Source organism: Vogesella facilis, assembly GCF_042648525.1.
Taxonomy (GTDB): domain Bacteria; phylum Pseudomonadota; class Gammaproteobacteria; order Burkholderiales; family Chromobacteriaceae; genus Vogesella; species Vogesella facilis.
In genome coordinates this window covers 192,537-211,060 of record NZ_JBHRXN010000032.1, presented here as the reverse complement: position 1 = coordinate 211,060, position 18,524 = coordinate 192,537, and the positions used below count along the sequence as shown (strand labels likewise).

Sequence of the window (18,524 nt, the reverse complement as noted above, 5' to 3'; positions counted from 1 at the left end):
CGCTTTACAGGTGGAAGTGCTCGCCAAGGTACACCTGGCGCACCTGCTCGTTGCTGACCAGCTCGGCGGGCAGGCCGGAAGCCAGCACGCGCCCTTCGGAGATGATGTAGGCGCGGTCGCAGATGCGCAGGGTTTCGCGCACGTTGTGATCGGTGATCAGCACGCCGATGCCGCGTTCCTTGAGGAAGGAAATGATCTTCTGGATGTCGATCACCGCGATCGGGTCGACGCCGGCAAACGGTTCGTCCAGCAGGATGAAGCGCGGGCGGGTGGCCAGGACGCGGGCGATCTCCACCCGGCGGCGCTCACCACCGGACAGCGCCATGGCATTGCTGTCGCGCAGGTGGTCGATATGCAGGTCGTCCAGCAGCAGTTGCAGCTCGTTTTCCAGCTGTTCGCCGCGGTAGCCGGCCACTTCCAGCACCGCCAGGATGTTCTCCTCCACCGTCATCTTGCGGAAGATGGAGGCTTCCTGCGGCAGGTAGCCCAGCCCCAGGCGCGCGCGCTTGTGAATGGGCAGGTGGGTGATGGTGTCGCCGTTGAGGGTGATGTCACCGGCGTCGGCGGCGATCAGGCCCACCACCATATAGAAGCTGGTGGTCTTGCCGGCGCCGTTGGGGCCCAGCAGGCCGATGACTTCGCCGCTGGCGATGTCCATCGACACGTCCTGCACCACGGTGCGCTTCTTGAAGGTCTTTTTCAGGTGCTGGATGGTCAGGCGGCTTTGCGTCATGGCTTGTCCTGCGGCTTGGGCTGGATGATCACGGTCACGCGGCCCTTGTTGCCACCGCTGGCGGCCGGGCTGCCGCCCAGCACCTGGTAGATCTCGGTCACGGTGTTGTAGGTGATCTGCTCGCCGGTCACCAGGTCGGCGCCGCGCTTCACGCGCGCCTTGCCGGTCAGCACTACCTGGTTGCTGGCACTGGTGTAGTCGACGCGGTTGGCCTGGCCCTCGATGTACTCGTTCTTGCCGTCCAGCTTCTGGCGGAACTGCGCCTGGTTGCCGAAGGCCTGCAGCGTCTGGTTGCCCTGCGCGTCGCGGGTGACGATGGTCTTGTCGGCACGCATGCTGAGCGTGCCCTGGGTGGCGACCACATTGCCCTCCAGGATGTTGATGCCCTGTTTCTGGTCCAGCGAGCCGCGGTCCGCCGCCAGTTCGATGGGTTTGCTGCTGTCGGCCTTTTCGGCGTAAACGTTGGCCGCAGCACAGCACAGGGCCAGTGCAATCAGGCTATGGCGCATAGTGCATCCTTACTTGGGACAGCAGTTTCAGCTGCCCGGCTTGGTGATTGTAGATAAAGCCCACCGCACGGATCTGCGAGCTGCCGTAGTCCATGACGAACGGCGCATGGTTACTGGCGGTCTGGCTGCGGTTGTCCAGCCGCAGCGACGGCGTTTGCAGGTGCATGGCCGGCTTGCCGGCCTGCGGTGCGCGCTGCAGATGCACGCGGCCGGAAAAATCGGCGACGTCCTGTGGTTTGTTATAGCGGCCATTGTCGGCGGTAATGCGGTAGTCCACCTGGCCCTGGCTGAACTGCTGCAGCTCCGGCTCGGTAAAGTACACCGTGTTGACCTTGGGCAGCTTCCACATCTGGGTGGCGGTAAGCTGCTGCCACGGGCGGCCCTGTTCGTCGAAGCGCTTGGCGCTGACTTCCTCGATGGTGTATTCCGGCTTGTCCGGGTTGAGCTCGCGCTGCACCGGCTGCTGCCATTGGGTCAGCACATTCAGCCAGGACGCGATCAGGCCCATGCCCAGCAGCAGGCCCAGCGGGAACAGTTTGCCGGCACGGGTTTTCATGCCAGGTAGGCCGCCATCAGCCGTTCGTAGTTGCCCTGCGCCTGCAGGATCAGCTCGCACAGCTCGCGCACCGCGCCGCTGCCGCCCTGGCAGCCGGTGACGAAGTGGGCGTGCTGGCGCACGAAGCTGGGCGCATCCGGCACCGCCACCGCGAAGCCGACGCGCGACATCACCGGCAGGTCCACCACGTCGTCGCCGATGTAGGCGCACTGGCTGGCGGTCAGACCGGTTTTCTGCAGCAGCTCGGCGAACACGCCACGCTTGTCGTGCACGCCTTCGTAGTAATGGTCGATGCCCAGGCCGCGGGCGCGGTGGGCGACGCCGGCGGCGGCGCGGCCGGTGATGATGGCCAGCTGCACGCCGGTGGACTGCAGCATCTTCAGGCCGTGGCCGTCCAGGGTGTTGAAGGCTTTCAGCTCTTCGCCGCTGGCGGTGATGAAGATGCGGCCGTCGGTCAGCACGCCGTCCACGTCCATGATCAGCAGCTTGATCTGTTTGGCCAGTTCGGTAATCGGTTGCATGGCTAGTCCTATACCACGCCTGCCTTCAGCAGGTCGTGCATGTTGAGTGCGCCCACCAGGCGCCCCTGCTGGTCTACCACCAGCAGGCCGTTGATCTTGCGCTGTTCCATTTCCTTCACCGCCTCCACCGCCAGCAGGTTGGCCGCAATGGTGCGTGGCTTGGCGGTCATCACGTCGTCGATGGCGAGGCCGGCCAGATCCAGCGTGCGATCCAGCGTGCGGCGTAGATCGCCATCGGTAAAGATGCCGAGCAGGCTGCCGGCGGCGTCCACTACCGCGGTCATGCCCAGGCCCTTGCGCGTCATCTCCAGCAGCGCGTCTTTCAGCGAGGTGCCGCTGGCGACGCGCGGCAGCGCATCGCCGCTGTGCATCAGGTCGCTGATGTGCACCAGCAGGCGCCGCCCCAGGCTGCCGCCGGGGTGCGACAGCGCGAAGTCTTCCGGTTTGAAATTGCGCGCATCCAGCAGCGTCACCGCCAGCGCATCGCCCAGCGCCAGCGCGGCAGTGGTGCTGGTGGTGGGCGCCAGCCCCAGGGTGCAGGCCTCTTTTTCCACCGCGGCATCCAGGTGTACGGTGGATTCGCGCGCCAGCGTGGACTGAGGCCGGCCGGTCAGCGAGATGATGGGGATGCCCTTGCGTTTCACCGCCGGCAGCAGCGCGACCACTTCCGCGCTTTCGCCGGAGTTCGACAGCGCCAGCATGATGTCGCGTTCGGTGATCATGCCCAGGTCGCCATGCGCGGCTTCGGCCGGGTGCATGAAGAACGACGGCGTGCCGGTGCTGGCCAGCGTGGCGGCAATCTTGTTGCCGATATGGCCGGACTTGCCGATGCCGGTGACCACCACGCGGCCCTGGCACTGCAGCACCAGTTCCACTGCGGCGAGAAAGTCGTCGCCGAGTCGGTCCGACAGGGCGATGATGGCGTCGGCTTCGGTGTGCAACACCTCGCGTGCCAGCGCAAGACGCTGTTGTTTGAGCGCAATATCCATAGCCGGTAATTATATCAGCTTATAATCGGGCACTAATCCCGCAGGTGCAATTTTTGCTTGGGCGCGTTACAGCGCCAGGAGTTTCCCGACACGATGCATTCCTTGTTTCCCGTTGTAATGGTGTTGCTGGTGGCCGTGCTGGCCGTCACCGCCTGCCGAAAATTGCGTGTGCCCGCGATGCTGGGCTATCTGGTGGTGGGCTTTCTGGCCGGCCCCGGGGTGATGCATCTGGTGCCGGAAGGGCCGGAGACCGAGTTCCTCGGCGAAATCGGCATCGTGTTCATGATGTTCTCCATCGGCCTAGAGTTCTCGCTGGCCAAGCTCAAGGCGATGCGCCACCTGGTGTTCGGCCTGGGGCTGGCGCAGGTGCTGCTGACCATGCTGCTGGTGGGCGGCGTGATCGGCATCATGAACAGCAGCGCGCTGAGCGGCTTTGCCGTGGCCGCCGCGCTGGTGATGTCGTCCACCGCCATCGTCAGCAAGCTGCTGTCGGAGCGGCTGGAGCTGCCGCAGGCTCATGGCCAGCTGGCGATGGGGGTGCTGCTGTTCCAGGACATCGCCGTGGTGCCGCTGCTGATCCTGCTGCCGGCGTTTGCGGCCAACTCCAGCAGCCTGTGGCAGGACCTGGGCCTGGCGCTGCTGAAAGTGGGGCTGGTGCTCAGCCTCCTGCTGGTGTTCGGCCAGAAGCTGATGCGGCGCTGGTTCCACCTGGTGGCGCGGCAGCGCTCCGGCGAGCTGTTCATGATCAACGTGCTGCTGGTGACGCTGGGGGTGGCGCTGATTACCCAGCTGGCTGGGCTGTCGCTGGCGCTGGGCGCCTTCGTCGCCGGCATGCTGATCTCGGAAACCGAGTACCGCTTCCAGGTGGAAGAGGACATCAAGCCGTTCCGCGACATCCTGCTCGGCTTCTTCTTCATCACCGTCGGCATGCGCCTGGACGTGGGCGTGCTGTTTGCCGAATCCGGCAGCATCCTGCTGATGCTGTTCCTGCTGATTCCGCTGAAGCTGCTGATCGTCTGGCTGCTGGCGCGCGCCTTCGGCCAGCGCAACAAGGATGCTTTCAAGGCGGCGCTGGCGCTGGCGCAGGGCGGCGAGTTCGGTTTCGTGCTGCTGTCGCTGTCCGGCAACCTGCAGCTGCTGCCACCGGTGATGGAGCAGGCGGCCATCGCCGGCATCCTGCTCTCCATGTTGGCCGCACCGTTCCTGATCCAGAACGCCGACAAGATTGTCACGCGGCTGTTCAAGCAGGACTGGACCATGCAGTCGCTGGACCTGCACCAGATCCTAGTGCAGAGCATGCTGAAGAACGAGCACGTCATCGTCTGCGGCTACGGCCGCAGCGGCCAGTACCTGGCGCGGCTGCTGGAAAGCGAGGACATCCCGTTCTTTGCGCTGGACCTGGACCCGGAGCGGGTGCGCGAGGCCGGCGAGGCCGGCGACTCGGTGGTGTTCGGCGATGCCGGCAAGCGCGAGGTGCTGATGGCGGCCGGGGTGATGCGCGCCAAGGCGGTGGTGATCACCTTTGCCGATACCCACGCCTCCGAGCGCATCATCGACGTGGTGCGGCAGCAGCGGCGCGACCTGCCGGTGATCGTGCGCACCATCGACGACTCCGACATGGCGCAGCTGCGCGCCGCCGGCGCCGACGAGGTGGTGTCCGAGGTGATGGAGGGCAGCCTGATGCTGGCCTCGCACGCGCTGATGGTGCTGGGCGTGCCGCTGAACCGTGTGCTGCGCCGCATCCGCACCGTGCGCGAGGCGCGCTACGACCTGTTCAAGGGCTTCTTCCGCGGCGCTTCCGACGAGGTGGACGGCATCGACGATGCGCAGCTGGAACGGTTGCTGAGCGTGCAGTTGCTGCCGGGCGCCAACGCCATCGGCATGCACCTGGGCAACCTGCCGCTGGCGGAGCTGGGGGTGCAGATCAAGGCGCTGCGGCGCGGCAGCGCCCGCTACACCGAGCTGACGCGCGATTTCGAGCTGGAAGAGGACGATGTGCTGGTGCTGCTGGGCAGACCGGCGCCGTTGTCGCAGGCGGAGAGCCTGTTGCTGCAGGGCGCCTGAGCGCGTCGGCAGTAACACGAACGGCCAGGCTGCGGACAGCCTGGCCGTACTGTTTTATGGCGCCGCCGCTTACTTGGCGTGCTCGCGCAGCCCGGACTGCGGCAGGATGGTGGTGATCTGCTTCTTCAGTTCCTGCTTCAGCGCCTGCTGCTTCTCGCCTTCGGTTTTCTTGCCCTTGACGATGGAGTTGAAGTCCAGCGCATACACCGGCTGGTTCAGCGGGCCGGTAATCTTCAGCGGGATGTTGACGCCGCCCAGGCGGGTGAAGGCTTTCGGGTTGGCGCGCACGTTCAGCGTGTAATCGACGATGTTCTGCACCAGATCCACCTTGCCGCTGCCGTTCACGTTCACCAGCGACGATGCCAGCTGCAGATCCTGGCTGCGTGCCACGCCGTTCTGCAGCTCGAAGGCGGCGGCCATGGCCGAGAAGGTGGTTTTCTGGTCCGGTTTGGCCGGCATGCTGCTGCTGTTCCAGTCTTTCAGCTCGCCCGGCAGGTCGCGCAGCGCCGACACCAGGTCGATGCCGTTGAGGGCGCCTTTTTCCAGTCGTACCGCCACCTTGCCGTTCAGCGTGTTGCGCAGCGCCGCCAGCGAATTGCCGTGCGCGGTCAGCTGCACCCAGCCATTGCCGGCGCCTTCCACGCGGCCAACGTCGAACAGATCCTGCATCAGCGGGCGGATCTGCATGCCCAGCAGTTGCTGCGACAGCTCCAGCCGCGGCTCCTTGTCGCGCAGCAGGTGCAGCGAGCCTTTCAGCGCGCCGCCGTAGATGGCGGCGCTGAGGTTGTCCAGCGCCAGGCTTTCCGGCCGCGCGGTCACGTCGGCGGCGATGTCCTTGATGCGGAAGCGGCCGACGGCCAGCTCGCCGATGGCCAGCTTGCCGTCCAGGTCGAGGAAGTCCATCCAGTCGAGGCGGAACGGCGTGCCGTTCTGGAACAGCGCCACCGCTTGCTGCGCCTGGTTTTCCGGTAGGTAGCGGTTCAGGTCCAGCTTGCCCAGCGACAGGGTGACTTCCTGCCGCGGCGACAGGAAACCGTACTGGGTGGCGGTGGCGGACAGCGCCGCGCCGTCCAGCTGGCCGGCCACGCGCAGGTTGAGGCGGCTGTCGTTGAGGTCGCCATCCAGCGCGCCGCTCAGCGACGCCTGCAGTTGGCCGCGTGGCAGCGCCGGGGTTTTCAGCTGGGTGGTCAGCGTCAGCGGCTCCAGCCGCAGCAGGTTGTAGCCGGCCAGGTTCAGCGGCGCGCGCAGCGTCATATTCAGTGAATGCGAGCCCACCAGCCAGGACAGCTGGCTCTGCAGCTGGCTGGCGAAGGCGCCGTCGCGGTTCAGGCGCAGCTCGGCCAGCTGGCTGTTGAAGCGGTACTGGGTGCGCGCGTAGTCCATCTGGCCGTTGACGCTGGCCGCCGGGGTGGTCAGCTCGGACAGGCTGGCGCTGACCGACGGCAGCAGCGCCTCGGCATGGCTCTTGGGCAGCGAGCTGTCCAGCGTCAGCTTGATGTTCTCGCCGCTGGCCAGCAGGGTGCCGAAGTTGAGCTTGAGCTTGCCCTCGGCCTTCAGCCGCAGCTCGCCCAGCTTGTCGGTGCTGCTGATCGCCAGCGCCGACAGGTGCTCGATATTGACCTGGTCGTCCTGGCGGGTGAACGGTGCCTGCATCGCCAGGCTGACGACCTGGTTGCCGGCCAGCAGGCGGCCGCCGAACGACAGGCTGGCATCGCTGCGCAGGCCCTCGACATCGAGGCTGCCTTCTTCCAGCTTGCTGTTGCGGCCGTTGACGCGGTCGGACAGCAGGATGGTGCTGCCGCGCAGCGCCATGGTGTCCAGGTTGAGTTTGAAGCGGCTGGGCTTGCGGCGGCGCAGCAGGTCGGCAAAGTTGAGGCTGCCGTCGCTGGCGCGCACCACCTTGACGGTGCTGTCGCGCAGCGACAGGTGGGTGATTTCCAGGTCGCCGAACAGCAGCGGCAGCCAGGCCAGCCGCGCCTGGATTTCGCCGACACGGGCGAATTCGTCGCGGCCGCCGGGCTCGCTGACGCTGACATCGCCCAGGGCCAGCCCCGGCGACGGGAACAGCATCGGCGACACCGAGCCGTTGATGGTGATGGTGCGGTGGGTGTCGGCCAGCGAACGCTGCAGGTTGGTGCGCACGCTCTGGCTGTCAAAGCGCAGGAAGAACAGCGTCAGCGCCAGCACCAGCAGGCTGCCCAGCAGCAACAGGGTGTATACCGACACTTTCAGCCACAGGCGGCCGGAATTCCATTTCATTGTGCAGTGTCCGTCCCGGTGTGAATGCATATGGCGTCTGGCCCGCGCACGACGCGACCGGCAAGTGCAACGGAGAAACCGCGCAGCGGGGTGCGGTGTATTGGCGGCGGAATAGACGTGCAAGGCGGGGTGGAGCGGGTGAAGGGAATCGAACCCTCGTCGTAAGCTTGGGAAGCTTCTGCTCTACCATTGAGCTACACCCGCGTCAGGTGAAGCGCGAGTATACGCATGGCGGGGGGCGCGCGCAACGTGGCCGCCGCTACGGAACGGCCGGGCAAATATTGTATATTGCCGGCAATGTGTTGCTGCGGCGCGCGGTCAAGGTTGGCCGCAACGCCGCACGGCACGTCCCCCTTATTTTCTTGCGGCAGTGTCGCCCGCCGGCACCGCCGCAGTGCCACCCGCACCACGAAACGGTAGCTGGCTGCCGTTTCGTGGCGTCTGTGGCCTTACCCTGGAGCACGCATGAGCAAACTGCTGATTCTGTATACCGGTGGCACCATCGGCATGAACCATACCCCGGAGGGCCTGGCGCCGGTGCCCGGCTACCTGCCGCGCCAGCTGTCGCGGCTGGCGCGCGACGGCGTCAGCTGGGACGTGGTGGAGTACCCGCAGCTGATCGATTCCTCCGCCATCACCATCGCGCACTGGCGCCAGCTGGTGGCCGACATCGCCGCCGCCTATGACCGCTACGACGGTTTCGTGGTGATCCACGGCACCGACACCATGGCCTATACCGCCAGCGTGCTGGCGTTCGCGCTGCAGAACCTGCAGAAACCGGTGATCGTCACCGGCTCGCAGCTGCCGCTGGTGCATCCGCGCAGCGACGGCTGGAGCAATGTCGGCGTGGCGATCGAGGCCGCCTGCCAGCCGGAGCTGCACGAAGTGGCGATCGCCTTCGACAACGTGCTGCTGCGCGGCTGCCGGGCGCGCAAGGTGGACGCCACCAGCTTCGCCGGCTTCGACAGCCCGAATGCCGCGCCGCTGGCGCGCTTCGGCATTGCCGCGCACTGGCAGCGCAGCCTGTGGCGACGCGGCAGCGGCGAATTCCGCGCCGTGCTGCCGCAGGCACTGGACATCCGCAGCGGCTTCCTGCTGCCCGGCGGCATGGCGGCGGCCTTTGGCCGCTGGTTGGCCGCCGACGTGCCGCACGGCGCGCTGCTGTTCTCCTACGGCAACGGCAACACCCCGGCCGAGCCGGCGCTGCTGGACGGCATCCGCGCCGCCAGCGCCGCCGGCTGCGTGGTGCTGAACCTGACGCAGTGCCCGCGCGGCGCGGTGGAGGTGGGCGCCTATGCTGCCAGCCAGCCGCTGGCGCAGGCCGGTGCGGTCAGCGCCGGCGACATGACGCCGGAGGCCGCGCAGGCCAAGCTGCTGTTGTTGCTGTCGCAGGGCCTGGCCGCGGCCGAAATCCGCGCCGCGTTTGCCCGCGACCAGGTGGGCGAAATCACACTCGACTGATTAAAAAATAGGCGGTAGCGGTTTTGCCCTGCCGCGTCAGCCACTTGCCGCGCTTATCCACAAGCGGCGCACAGTGCTATGCAAAACGCGGCGGGATAATCTGTCGCGCGCTGCGCAAAAAATAAGCAGCAGTTTGGCCGCCCTTGCAGATCAAGCATTTAGCCCGCTTGTCCACAACGCGCCCACATCCTTGCACCCACAGGATGTGGGCGTTTTGCCTTCCGGTGTGGACAAGCGCCGTGGCGCAGGCTGCGCGCGCTATAATGTGCGGCTATGTCAGCCCTGCGCATTGCCATCGTCGGCCCGGAATCCTGCGGCAAAAGCACCCTGGCCGCCGATCTGGCCGTCGCACTGCAAGCGCACGGCGTGGCGGTGGCGGTGGTGCCGGAATTCGCCCGCGACTACTACGCCAACCGTGAATACCTGCCCGCGCCGGCCGACGTGCTGGCCATCGCCCGCGGCCAGCTGGCGGCGGAGGCGGCGCTGGCGGGCCAGGCGCAGGTCTTGCTGTGCGACAGCACGGTGCTGACCTGCCGCATCTGGGCCGAGGTGGCGTTTGGTGTCGCCGAGCCGGCACTGCTGGCGCTGAACCGGCCGCAGGATTACGCGCTGACCTTGCTGGCGGCGGCGGACATCCCCTGGCAGTACGACCCGCTGCGCAGCCACCCGGCGCAGCGCGACTGGCTGTTCGGCCTGTATCGCGCGGCGCTGGACGCGGCGGCGGTGGATTACTGCGTGCTGGCCGGCAGCCGGCAGCAAAGGTTGGCCGCAGCCTGGCCGGCGCTGCGCCGTTTGCTGCCGCAATTGCCTGTTTTTTGTGCAACGAGCTGATTGTGCCGTTGTCTCAAGTACTTGGACAACTTGTCCACAGACGGCTCACAAGGCTGTCCAGCCCGGATGTGGAAAGTAAAACGCGGTTGCCTGTTTTTTGAGCAATCGAAAAAAACGATGATGAATCAGCGGCTTGTGTGCCTTGTCCACAAGCGGCTCACAAGGCTGTCAAAAGACGTTGTGAAAAACGTTGGCCGCAGCCTGGAAACCATGTGAACAACCATGCTTAAAGAAACCTACGCGCTGCACGGCGACTACATTCCGCTGTGCGATCTGCTAAAAACCTGCGGCGTCTGCGACACCGGCGGCCAGGCCAAGCACTTCATTGCCGACGGCAATGTGCTGGTGGATGGCCAGCAGGAGCTGCGCAAGACCAACAAGATCCGCGCCGGCCAGCTGGTGAGCGGCGACGGCTTCGAAATCACCGTGGTGGCGGCGTGAGCGAAGCGCTGATCGTCGGCGACGACGACTTCGACCCGATGCCGGAAGCGCCGGAGGCGCCGAGCGACGACATGTGCTGCGGCAGCGGCTGCGACCCGTGCGTGTGGGACGTCTACAACGCCGCGGTGCAGGACTACCGCCGCAAGCTGGCGGACTGGCAACTGCGCGAGGCTGCGCGTAACGCGCGGCAGGAAGGCTGACATGGCCACCGTTGATCTGCATTTTCATTCCACCGCCTCCGATGGCGGCCTGCCGCCGGATGAGGTGATCCGCCGCGCCGCCGAGCGCGGCGCCAGCCTGGTGGCGCTGACCGACCACGACGGCACCGCCGGCATCGCGCAGGCGGCGGCCACCGCCGCGGCCTGCGGCCTGCCGTTCCTGGCCGGGGTGGAGGTGTCGGTGAGCTGGAACGACAACCACACCGTGCACATCGTCGGTCTGGGCATCGACCCGGACGATCCGACGCTGAGCGCCGGCCTGCACTCCATCCGCAACGGCCGCATCGAGCGCGCGCGGCTGATGTCCGCGGCGCTGGAAAAGGTCGGTATCAGCGGCGCTTTCGATGGCGCCATGCAGCTGGCGGCCAACCCGGAGATGATCAGCCGCACCCACTTTGCCCGTTTCCTGGTGCAAAGCGGGGTAGTGAAGGACGTGAAGGGCGTGTTCCGCAAGTATCTGGCCAAGGGCAAGCCCGGCTATGTGCCGCACCGCTGGGCCAGCCTGCCGGACGCGGTGGCGTGGATCCGCGCCGCCGGCGGCATGGCGGTGATCGCCCACCCGGGGCGCTACGACATGGGCCGCACGCTGATCGAGCGGCTGGTGACCGAGTTCAAGGCCGCCGGCGGCGAGGGCATCGAAGTGGCCAGCGGCAGCCACAGCCTGGACGACATGCTGAAGTTCGCGCTGGTGGCGCAGAAGTTCGGCCTGTACGCCAGCGCCGGCAGCGACTTCCACGCGCCGGGCGAGGGCGGCCGCGATGTCGGCTATACCGAGGCGCTGCCGCCGATCTGCAAACCGATCTGGGAACCGTTGGCGGCGCGCATTCTGCAGCCGGCGGCACCGGCCACGGGAGACTGAGCATGGCGCAGTTTTTCATGATCCACCCGGACAACCCGCAGCAGCGGCTGATCCGCGAAGCGGCCAAGATCATCCGCGACGGCGGCGTGGTGGTGTACCCCACCGACTCCTGCTACGCGCTGGGCTGCCACCTGGGCGACAAGAAGGCGATGGAGCGGCTGCTGGCCATCCGCCAGATCGACCTCAAGCACCATCTGACCCTGGTGTGCGCCGATCTGTCGTCGCTGGCCACCTACGCCCGCGTCGACAATGCGCAGTTCCGCCAGCTGAAGGCAGCCACCCCCGGCAGCTTCACCTTCATCCTGGAAGCCAGCCGCGAAGTGCCCAAGCGCACCCTGCACCCCAAGCGCGCCACCATCGGCCTGCGCGTGCCGGATCACGCAGTGACGCTGGCGCTGCTGGCGGAGCTGGGCGAACCGATCCTGTCCTGTACCCTGCTGCTGCCGGGCGACGCGGAAGCGCTGACCGACCCGTACGAAATCCGCGAGCGGCTGGAACAACAGGTGGACTTGGTGATCGATGGAGGCTGGTGCGGCACCGAGCCCACCACCGTGATCGACATGACCGACGGCGTGGAACTGCTGCGCCGTGGCAAGGGCGACCCGGCCCTGCTTGGCCTGTAAAAAGGAAACTCACTTGGACGACCTCAACCTGATTCAGAAAATCTCGGTGTACGCACTGCCGGTGCTGTTCGCCATCACCCTGCACGAAGCGGCGCACGGCTACGTGGCCAAGCTGTGCGGCGACGACACCGCCGAGCGCATGGGCCGCGTGTCGCTGAACCCGCTGCGCCACATCGACCCGGTGGGTACCGTGCTGCTGCCGCTGTTGAGCCTGGTGCTGGGCGGCTTCCTGTTCGGCTGGGCCAAGCCGGTGCCGGTACGCTTCGGCAACCTGCGCAAACCGCGCAGCGGCATGCGCCTGGTGGCCGCCGCCGGCCCTGCGGCCAACCTGCTGATGGCCATCATCTGGGTACTGCTGTTCAAGCTGGCCATCGTGATGGACAACAGCTACAGCGAGCCGCTGGCGCTGATGAGCCAGGCCGGCATCGGCATCAACGTGGTGCTGATGGTGCTCAACCTGATGCCGATCCTGCCGCTGGACGGCGGCCGCATCGTGGAAAGCCTGCTGCCGCCGCGCCAGGCCTACAGCTTTTCCAAGCTGGAGCCCTACGGCATGTGGATTCTGCTGGCGCTGGTGTTCACCGGCCTGCTGTCGCCGATCCTGCGGCCGTTTACCAATCTCGTGTTCAATCTGCTCGGGCAACTGCTCTGAGACCAACCATCAAGCGGAACCATCTTCATGTTTGCCAACCGTATCCTCTCCGGCATGCGCCCCACCGGCAGCCTGCACCTTGGCCACTACCACGGCGTGATCAAGAACTGGGTAGAACTGCAGCACAGCCATGAATGCTTCTTCATGGTGGCCGACTGGCATGCGCTGACCACCAACTTTGACGACGTGTCCATCATCGGCAAGTCCATCAACGAAATGGTGATCGACTGGCTGGCCTCCGGCGTGGACCCGGAAAAATCCACCATCTTCGTGCAGTCCAAGGTGCCGCAGCACGCCGAGCTGCACCTGGCGCTGTCGATGGTTACCCCGCTGGGCTGGCTGGAACGGGTGCCCACCTACAAGGACCAGCTGGAGAAGCTCAGCCACAAGGACCTGACCACCTACGGCTTCCTCGGCTACCCACTGCTGCAGGCCGCCGACATCCTGATCTACAAGGCCGGCCTGGTGCCGGTGGGCGAAGACCAGGTACCGCACATCGAGCTGACCCGCGAAGTGGCACGCCGCTTCAACCACATGTTCGGCCGCGAGCCGAACTTCGAGGAGCTGGCAAAGGCAGCGGTGAAGAAGATCGGCAAGGCCGGCAAACAGTTCGAGCAGCTGCGCACCGCCTACCTGCAGGACGGCAATGCCGAGGCACTGGCACAGGCGCACGAGATCCTGGCCGCCAGCCAGAACCTGGGCGCCGCCGACCGCGAGCGGCTGCTGGGCTGGCTGGAAAACAAGGGCAAGACCATCCTGCCGGAGTGCGAGGCCAAGCTCACCGCCGCCTCCAAGATGCCGGGCCTCGACGGCCAGAAGATGTCCAAGTCCTACGGCAACACCATCACCATGCGCGAAGCGCCGGAGGCGGTGTCGAAGAAAATCCGCGCCATGCCCACCGACCCGGCGCGCGTGCGCCGCACCGACGCCGGCAACCCGGAAAAATGCCCGGTATGGCAGCTGCACGAGGTATACAGCGACGGCGAGACCAAGCAATGGGTGAAGGCCGGCTGTACCAGCGCCGGCATCGGCTGCCTGGACTGCAAGCAACCGGTGATCGAGGCGGTGGTGCGCGAGCAGCAGCCGATGTTCGAACGTGCCGAGAAGTACCTGACCAACCCGCAGCTGGTGCGCGACATCCTGGCCGAAGGCAACGCCCGCGCCGAGAAAGTGGCGCGCGCCACCATGGACGACGTGCGCGCAGCGATCGGGCTGGGCTACTAAGCCGGTTGCTTGCCTGACCAGGGTTGGCCGCATGCGCTGCGGCCAACCTTTTTTATCGAGACACCATGACCGATCCCGACTTCCAGCTCACTCCGCCCGAACTGCCTGCCGGTGTGCCGATCGCGCACGTGTTCGGCCAGCCGGTGCTGGAAGTGCCGCAGGATCTGTTCATTCCGCCGGATGCGCTGCAGGTGATCCTGGAGAGCTTCGAAGGCCCGCTCGATCTGCTGCTGTACCTGATCCGCAAGCAGAACCTGGATGTGCTCAACATCCCGATGGCCGAGGTCACCGCGCAGTACATGGGCTATATCGACGCCATGCGCGATGGGCGGCTGGAGCTGGCGGCGGAATACCTGCTGATGGCGGCGCTGCTGATCGAGATCAAGTCGCGGCTGCTGCTGCCGCGCCCGCCGCTGGAAGACGGGGCGGAAGATCCGGACGACCCGCGCGCCGAGCTGGTGCGCCGGCTGCTGGAATACGAGCAGATGAAACTGGCGGCGCTGGAGCTGGACCAGCTGCCGCAGGCCGACCGCGATTTCGCCTGGCTGGCGGTGCTGGTGGAGCAGTCGGCGGAGCAGCGGCTGCCGGAAGTCAGCGCGCTGGACTTGCGCCAGGCCTGGCTGGCGATCCTGTCGCGCGCCAAACACCACCGCCATCACAAGGTGGAAAAGGACGAGCTGTCGGTGCGCGAGCAGATGAGCTGGATCGTGCGCTACCTCGACGGCCGCGACTACGTGGCGTTCGAGGAACTGTTCGACCTGCACAAGGGCGTGGCGCACCTGGTGGTGAACTTCATCGCCGTGCTGGAGCTGGTGAAAGAGGGCATGATCCGCGTCAGCCAGGACGAGCCGTTCCAGCCGATTTATGTAAGGTTAGCGTTGGTGTAGCGACGTAGGTTGGAGTGAGCCGGTGAAGCCTAATGTTTACCTAGCAATCGCCGATTGCATCGGACGTGGTGTATATCTGGAGACGCGGTAAACGTTGAGTTTCATTTCATTCAATCCAGCCTACCGTATTGAACCTACCGATCTGCGCGGTTTTATTGCACAGCGTTCAGGGGACGATAGAGTTAGCTTCGTTTGCGGAAATGTTCATAGTTGAGTTCTCTTCCTAGTCCATCAAGATCAGGAAATAACGTGAACTCAGATATTCCGACTAACTTCAAAAATTGACGTGCACTATCATGAGCATCTTCAGGAATGACAAATTTTTTGAAAGCATCTGGATATATCGTATCTAGTGATGCTTTCAGATCGTCATGCACAGTAAAGCCAGCTCGTTGATGAAATACCCTTGGGTGATGTCGTAGTGGGGAAATAGCAATTGCCTGCGCTTCGAGTTTTTTACGGTCGGAAATAAAGTAATCGTCGTAAGTTCCATTAAGGTCTTCTGGTCGAAGAAGAGCCGCTTGGTTTATTGCTTCTGCGTTTAATGCAAAGGGATCGAGCATCCATACGCAGCACTCGCCAGTCGCTTCCTTCAGGGCGAAATAGAGGGCAGTAGCAAAATTCTCAGTCCAATCCAAAAGCCGAGTCGGAAGGCCATGATGCTGCATGGCAAATGCATTATTCCAGCACGAATTGTTTGCAGGAAGCAGCGACCCTGCTCGTGTCTGAAAGTCAAAATAGACTACCTTTTCCAACTCGGAAGAATTCTGAACTTGTACCCTCGCTAGGGTTGGCAGCAGACTCCACGAAGCATCGCGATGCCCACGAAAAAACATAATGTCTCCGGCCGATTCGATAGCAGCTGAGATTTGTCGGTAAAATTCAAGCCAAGCGTCCATGTGACCTCAAGAATCAAGCGTGGAATATATTCACAGCAAATATGAATACTGTGGGTAGGTAATGTGCAAGACATGGGTATGTCATTTGTATTGCTACGCAACATCAATCGCATGTTGCATGTGGCTTTTGAAAAATTACCGCAATGCATGGCATTCGATGGAGACAAGCCATCCCGAAGGCGAATGATCCATAAATCATAATGTAAAATGCTGTATGAGTAAATTGGCTTAATTTAAATTTTCATGGTGTCCGGCCGAGTGACCAGCTAGTAAGCGGCCAGCTTTAGCCCTCACATCAGTCTCCTTCTCGCCTGGCATCATCTTGTCCGCAGCGGATAAAATAGATGGCAGAGAAAACTTGGCCGCAAACCTCTCGCCATGTTAGCTATCGCTCCCGCACTAAATATCTAATAAGTAAAAGGCTTCCTATGCACACTCTCGGCCTGTTCGTGCTGACCGCGCTGGCCGAAATCCTCGGCTGCTACCTGCCATGGCTGTGGCTGAAGAAAGGCGGTTCGCCGTGGCTGTTGCTGCCGGCGGTGGCCAGCTTGGCGTTGTTTGCCTGGCTGCTGACGCTGCATCCGGATGCCTCCGGCCGTATCTACGCGGCGTATGGCGGGGTGTATGTCAGTGTGGCGCTGGCGTGGCTGTGGGCGGTGGATGGCGTGCGGCCAACGTGGTGGGATATGGCCGGCGTCGGGCTGTGTCTGGCCGGCATGGCGGTGATCATGCTGGCGCCGCGCAGCTGAGCGTGGCTGTACCGTCCGCGGCGTAGCTGCAAAGCCGTACTGGCCGGCAAAAAATCGTGTAAAATCCGCGCCTTCCGTTTTGCTGTGCCCGTTTCGGGGCTGTCATGCCGACCATTACCGACCTCGCCTATCTCAAGATCGTGCTGGAAACTGCGCTGCTGACCGCGCAGGAGCCGCTGACGGTGCATCAGCTGAAGAAGCTGTTCACCGAGGACGTGAAGGCGGCGTTGATCAACGACATCCTCGATGAAGTGCAGCAGGCGTGGAAGGGCAGGGGTATCGAGCTGGTGAAGCTGGCTTCCGGCTGGCGCTTTCGGGCGCGCGCCGAGTTCACCCCCTACCTGAACCGGCTGACGCCGGAAAAACCGCCGCGTTACTCGCGGGCAGTGATGGAAACGCTGGCCATCATTGCCTATAAACAGCCGGTAACGCGCGGCGACATCGAGGCCATTCGTGGCGTATCGGTGTCCACCAGTGTGATGCAGACCCTGCTGGAGCGGGGCTGGATCGAAGTAATCGGGCACAAGGATGTGCCCGGACGTCCCGGTCTGTATGCGACCACGCACAAGTTTCTGGATGACCTCGGCTTTGCCACCCTGCGCGACCTGCCGCCACTGGCGGAACTGTCGACGCTGGTGATCGCCGAGGCGCCGGCAGCAAGGGACGAAGAAGAGCCCCTCGTGGATGAGGCGCCCCGGGTGGAGTGAGCGGCCCGTTATGGTTGGCCGCGCAGGCATGCGCCACCCCCTACATCAGGAAGAAGCAAGCATTATGTCTAAAGGACAACGCAACAATTCGCGCCAGCCGCTGGCGCGTGTCCGTGGCCAGGAATCCGGCCAGTCCCGCAATCCGCAGCCGCCGCGTGGCCCGCGTGGTCTCAGTTCGTTGAACGCCCCGGCCGCGCCGCGCGCCAAGCCTGCGGCCAACGTTGACCGCGCTGCGGCCCACGGCGATAGCCGCCGCAATGCCGCGCCGGCGGCCAAGCGTCGCAGCGCCGATGGCGCCACCGCGCCTGCTCCGCTGCAGCACGAACGCCGTTTCGGCAACAAGAATGCCGCCATGCCGGCCGCCGCCGGCGAACAGCCGGGCCGCGAGTTCGGCCAGGCTCGTCGCAGCCCCGGCGATACTCCGAGCAATGCCAAGCCGCGCGGCAAGGTGCCGCGCGCCAAGAAACTGGCGCTGCGCGCGCCGAACCAGCAAGTGGTCGATCGCTCGCAGCGTCTGCGCGAAACCCGCGTCGATATGGACGATATCGAGCCGGTACGCCTGCAGAAGGCGCTGGCCGCCTCCGGCGTGGGCTCGCGCCGCGAGATGGAAGAATGGATCGAGGCCGGCTTCGTCACCGTCAACGGCAAGAAGGCCAGCCTGGGCGACAAGGTCGGCCCGCGCGACCGCGTGATGGTGAAGGGCGACAACATCAAGCTGAAGTGGGCCGACCGCCTGCCGCGCGTGATCATGTACCACAAGCAGGAAGGCGAGATCGTCACCCGCGACGATCCGGAAGGCCGCATCACCGTGTTCGACCGCCTGCCGCAGGCGCGTTCCAGCCGCTGGGTGGCCATCGGCCGCCTGGACGTGAACACTTCCGGCCTGCTGCTGATCACCACCAGCGGCGAGCTGGCCAACCGCATGATGCACCCGAGCTTCGAGTTCGACCGCGAGTACTCGGTGCGCGTGCTGGGCGAGCTGAGCCGCGAACAGATGAACGAGATGACCCGCGGCGTGGAGCTGGAAGACGGCCCGGCGGTGTTCCAGCGCGTCAGCGAGAAGGGCGGCGCCGAGGACGGCGCCAACCGCTGGTACAACGTGGTGATCCGCGAAGGCCGCAACCGCGAAGTGCGCCGCATGTTCGAGCATTTCGGCCTTACCGTCAGCCGCCTGATCCGCGTGCGCTTCGGCAATATCGGTCTGCCGCCGCGCCTGAAGCGCGGCCAGTACTACGAGCTGAACGAGTCGGAAGTGGCGGCGGTGATGAAGTGGGCCGGCCTGTCTGCTACCGGCCAGGAAGCGCCGGCTCGCGGCAACAAGCGCGGCCGCTAAGCGTTAAAC

General features: G+C 64.8%; 20 protein-coding genes and 1 tRNA gene. 13 read left to right on the top strand and 8 right to left on the bottom strand.

Annotated features, from left to right (window positions below; all coding sequences use genetic code 11):
- Positions 1 to 4: 4 nt before the first annotated feature.
- From lptB to ACFOLG_RS14600, 5 genes are read right to left on the bottom strand one after another with little or no spacing between them, the layout of a single operon-like run.
- On the bottom strand, positions 5 to 733 hold the full coding sequence (gene lptB, locus ACFOLG_RS14620; protein ID WP_386093108.1) for an LPS export ABC transporter ATP-binding protein: 729 nt from the start codon (positions 731 to 733) through the stop codon (positions 5 to 7).
- The gene (gene lptA, locus ACFOLG_RS14615; protein WP_386093106.1) at positions 730 to 1,242 is read right to left on the bottom strand and encodes a lipopolysaccharide transport periplasmic protein LptA; all 513 of its coding nucleotides are present in this window, start codon (positions 1,240 to 1,242) and stop codon (positions 730 to 732) included. Before lptA ends, lptB begins: the two co-directional genes overlap by 4 nt.
- Positions 1,232 to 1,798 (bottom strand): LPS export ABC transporter periplasmic protein LptC, encoded by a 567-nt coding sequence (lptC, locus tag ACFOLG_RS14610; RefSeq protein WP_386093104.1) that lies wholly within the window; start codon positions 1,796 to 1,798, stop codon positions 1,232 to 1,234. The genes lptA and lptC overlap by 11 nt, the downstream gene beginning before the upstream one ends.
- On the bottom strand, positions 1,795 to 2,319 hold the full coding sequence (gene kdsC / locus ACFOLG_RS14605; protein WP_386093102.1) for a 3-deoxy-manno-octulosonate-8-phosphatase KdsC: 525 nt from the start codon (positions 2,317 to 2,319) through the stop codon (positions 1,795 to 1,797). The genes lptC and kdsC overlap by 4 nt, the downstream gene beginning before the upstream one ends.
- Positions 2,320 to 2,327: 8 nt before the next feature.
- Entirely contained in the window at positions 2,328 to 3,308 is a 981-nt protein-coding gene (locus ACFOLG_RS14600) for a KpsF/GutQ family sugar-phosphate isomerase (RefSeq protein WP_386093100.1), read from the bottom strand.
- A gap of 93 nt (positions 3,309 to 3,401) precedes the next feature.
- On the opposite strand from ACFOLG_RS14600, the gene ACFOLG_RS14595 reads away from it, so the two are divergent.
- Positions 3,402 to 5,372, top strand: coding sequence for a cation:proton antiporter domain-containing protein (locus ACFOLG_RS14595; RefSeq protein ID WP_386093098.1), 1,971 nt, complete (start codon positions 3,402 to 3,404; stop codon positions 5,370 to 5,372).
- A gap of 69 nt (positions 5,373 to 5,441) precedes the next feature.
- On the opposite strand, the gene ACFOLG_RS14590 is transcribed toward ACFOLG_RS14595, so the two are convergent.
- Together ACFOLG_RS14590 and ACFOLG_RS14585 are read right to left on the bottom strand one after the other, a co-directional pair.
- Positions 5,442 to 7,631: an AsmA family protein gene (locus tag ACFOLG_RS14590; RefSeq protein ID WP_386093097.1), complete on the bottom strand. Its 2,190-nt coding sequence runs from the start codon at positions 7,629 to 7,631 to the stop codon at positions 5,442 to 5,444.
- A 130-nt stretch (positions 7,632 to 7,761) separates the two neighbouring features.
- Positions 7,762 to 7,835: transfer RNA gene (locus ACFOLG_RS14585), tRNA-Gly, on the bottom strand.
- Positions 7,836 to 8,096: 261 nt separating this feature from the next.
- Between ACFOLG_RS14585 and ACFOLG_RS14580 the strand changes: the two genes are divergently transcribed.
- The 9 genes from ACFOLG_RS14580 (at position 8,097) to ACFOLG_RS14540 (ending at position 14,827) form a co-directional block, all read left to right on the top strand.
- Positions 8,097 to 9,092, top strand: coding sequence for an asparaginase (locus ACFOLG_RS14580; RefSeq protein WP_386093095.1), 996 nt, complete (start codon positions 8,097 to 8,099; stop codon positions 9,090 to 9,092).
- Between the two features lie 273 nt (positions 9,093 to 9,365).
- Entirely contained in the window at positions 9,366 to 9,923 is a 558-nt protein-coding gene (locus ACFOLG_RS14575) for an AAA family ATPase (RefSeq protein WP_386093093.1), read from the top strand.
- Between the two features lie 222 nt (positions 9,924 to 10,145).
- Positions 10,146 to 10,364 carry an RNA-binding S4 domain-containing protein gene (locus ACFOLG_RS14570; RefSeq protein ID WP_386093091.1) on the top strand — a complete coding sequence of 73 codons (219 nt, stop codon included), beginning with the start codon at positions 10,146 to 10,148 and terminating at the stop codon, positions 10,362 to 10,364.
- Positions 10,361 to 10,564, top strand: coding sequence for an oxidoreductase-like domain-containing protein (locus tag ACFOLG_RS14565; protein WP_386093089.1), 204 nt, complete (start codon positions 10,361 to 10,363; stop codon positions 10,562 to 10,564). The genes ACFOLG_RS14570 and ACFOLG_RS14565 overlap by 4 nt, the downstream gene beginning before the upstream one ends.
- A gap of 1 nt (position 10,565) precedes the next feature.
- Positions 10,566 to 11,441, top strand: coding sequence for a 3',5'-nucleoside bisphosphate phosphatase (locus tag ACFOLG_RS14560; RefSeq protein ID WP_386093087.1), 876 nt, complete (start codon positions 10,566 to 10,568; stop codon positions 11,439 to 11,441).
- Positions 11,442 to 11,443: 2 nt separating this feature from the next.
- Entirely contained in the window at positions 11,444 to 12,064 is a 621-nt protein-coding gene (locus ACFOLG_RS14555) for an L-threonylcarbamoyladenylate synthase (protein ID WP_386093085.1), read from the top strand.
- 13 nt (positions 12,065 to 12,077) lie between these two features.
- Positions 12,078 to 12,716, top strand: coding sequence for a site-2 protease family protein (locus ACFOLG_RS14550; RefSeq protein WP_386093083.1), 639 nt, complete (start codon positions 12,078 to 12,080; stop codon positions 12,714 to 12,716).
- Between the two features lie 27 nt (positions 12,717 to 12,743).
- Positions 12,744 to 13,940 (top strand): tryptophan--tRNA ligase, encoded by a 1,197-nt coding sequence (locus ACFOLG_RS14545; RefSeq protein WP_386093081.1) that lies wholly within the window; start codon positions 12,744 to 12,746, stop codon positions 13,938 to 13,940.
- A gap of 65 nt (positions 13,941 to 14,005) precedes the next feature.
- A complete protein-coding gene (locus tag ACFOLG_RS14540; RefSeq protein ID WP_386093079.1) occupies positions 14,006 to 14,827 on the top strand; it encodes a segregation and condensation protein A in 822 nt (273 codons plus the stop codon).
- 182 nt (positions 14,828 to 15,009) lie between these two features.
- Here the strand turns inward: ACFOLG_RS14540 and ACFOLG_RS14535 are convergent, their stop codons facing one another.
- A complete protein-coding gene (locus tag ACFOLG_RS14535) occupies positions 15,010 to 15,726 on the bottom strand; it encodes an FRG domain-containing protein (protein ID WP_386093077.1) in 717 nt (238 codons plus the stop codon).
- Positions 15,727 to 16,154: 428 nt separating this feature from the next.
- Here ACFOLG_RS14535 and ACFOLG_RS14530 point away from each other — a divergent pair, with 428 nt between their 5' ends.
- From ACFOLG_RS14530 to rluB, 3 genes are all read left to right on the top strand, one after another.
- Positions 16,155 to 16,475 (top strand): YnfA family protein, encoded by a 321-nt coding sequence (locus ACFOLG_RS14530; protein ID WP_386093075.1) that lies wholly within the window; start codon positions 16,155 to 16,157, stop codon positions 16,473 to 16,475.
- A 104-nt stretch (positions 16,476 to 16,579) separates the two neighbouring features.
- Complete coding sequence (scpB, locus tag ACFOLG_RS14525) at positions 16,580 to 17,182, top strand: SMC-Scp complex subunit ScpB (RefSeq protein ID WP_386093073.1); 603 nt, start codon at positions 16,580 to 16,582, stop codon at positions 17,180 to 17,182.
- Positions 17,183 to 17,246: 64 nt separating this feature from the next.
- Positions 17,247 to 18,515: a 23S rRNA pseudouridine(2605) synthase RluB gene (gene rluB, locus ACFOLG_RS14520; protein WP_386093072.1), complete on the top strand. Its 1,269-nt coding sequence runs from the start codon at positions 17,247 to 17,249 to the stop codon at positions 18,513 to 18,515.
- Positions 18,516 to 18,524 lie beyond the last annotated feature (9 nt).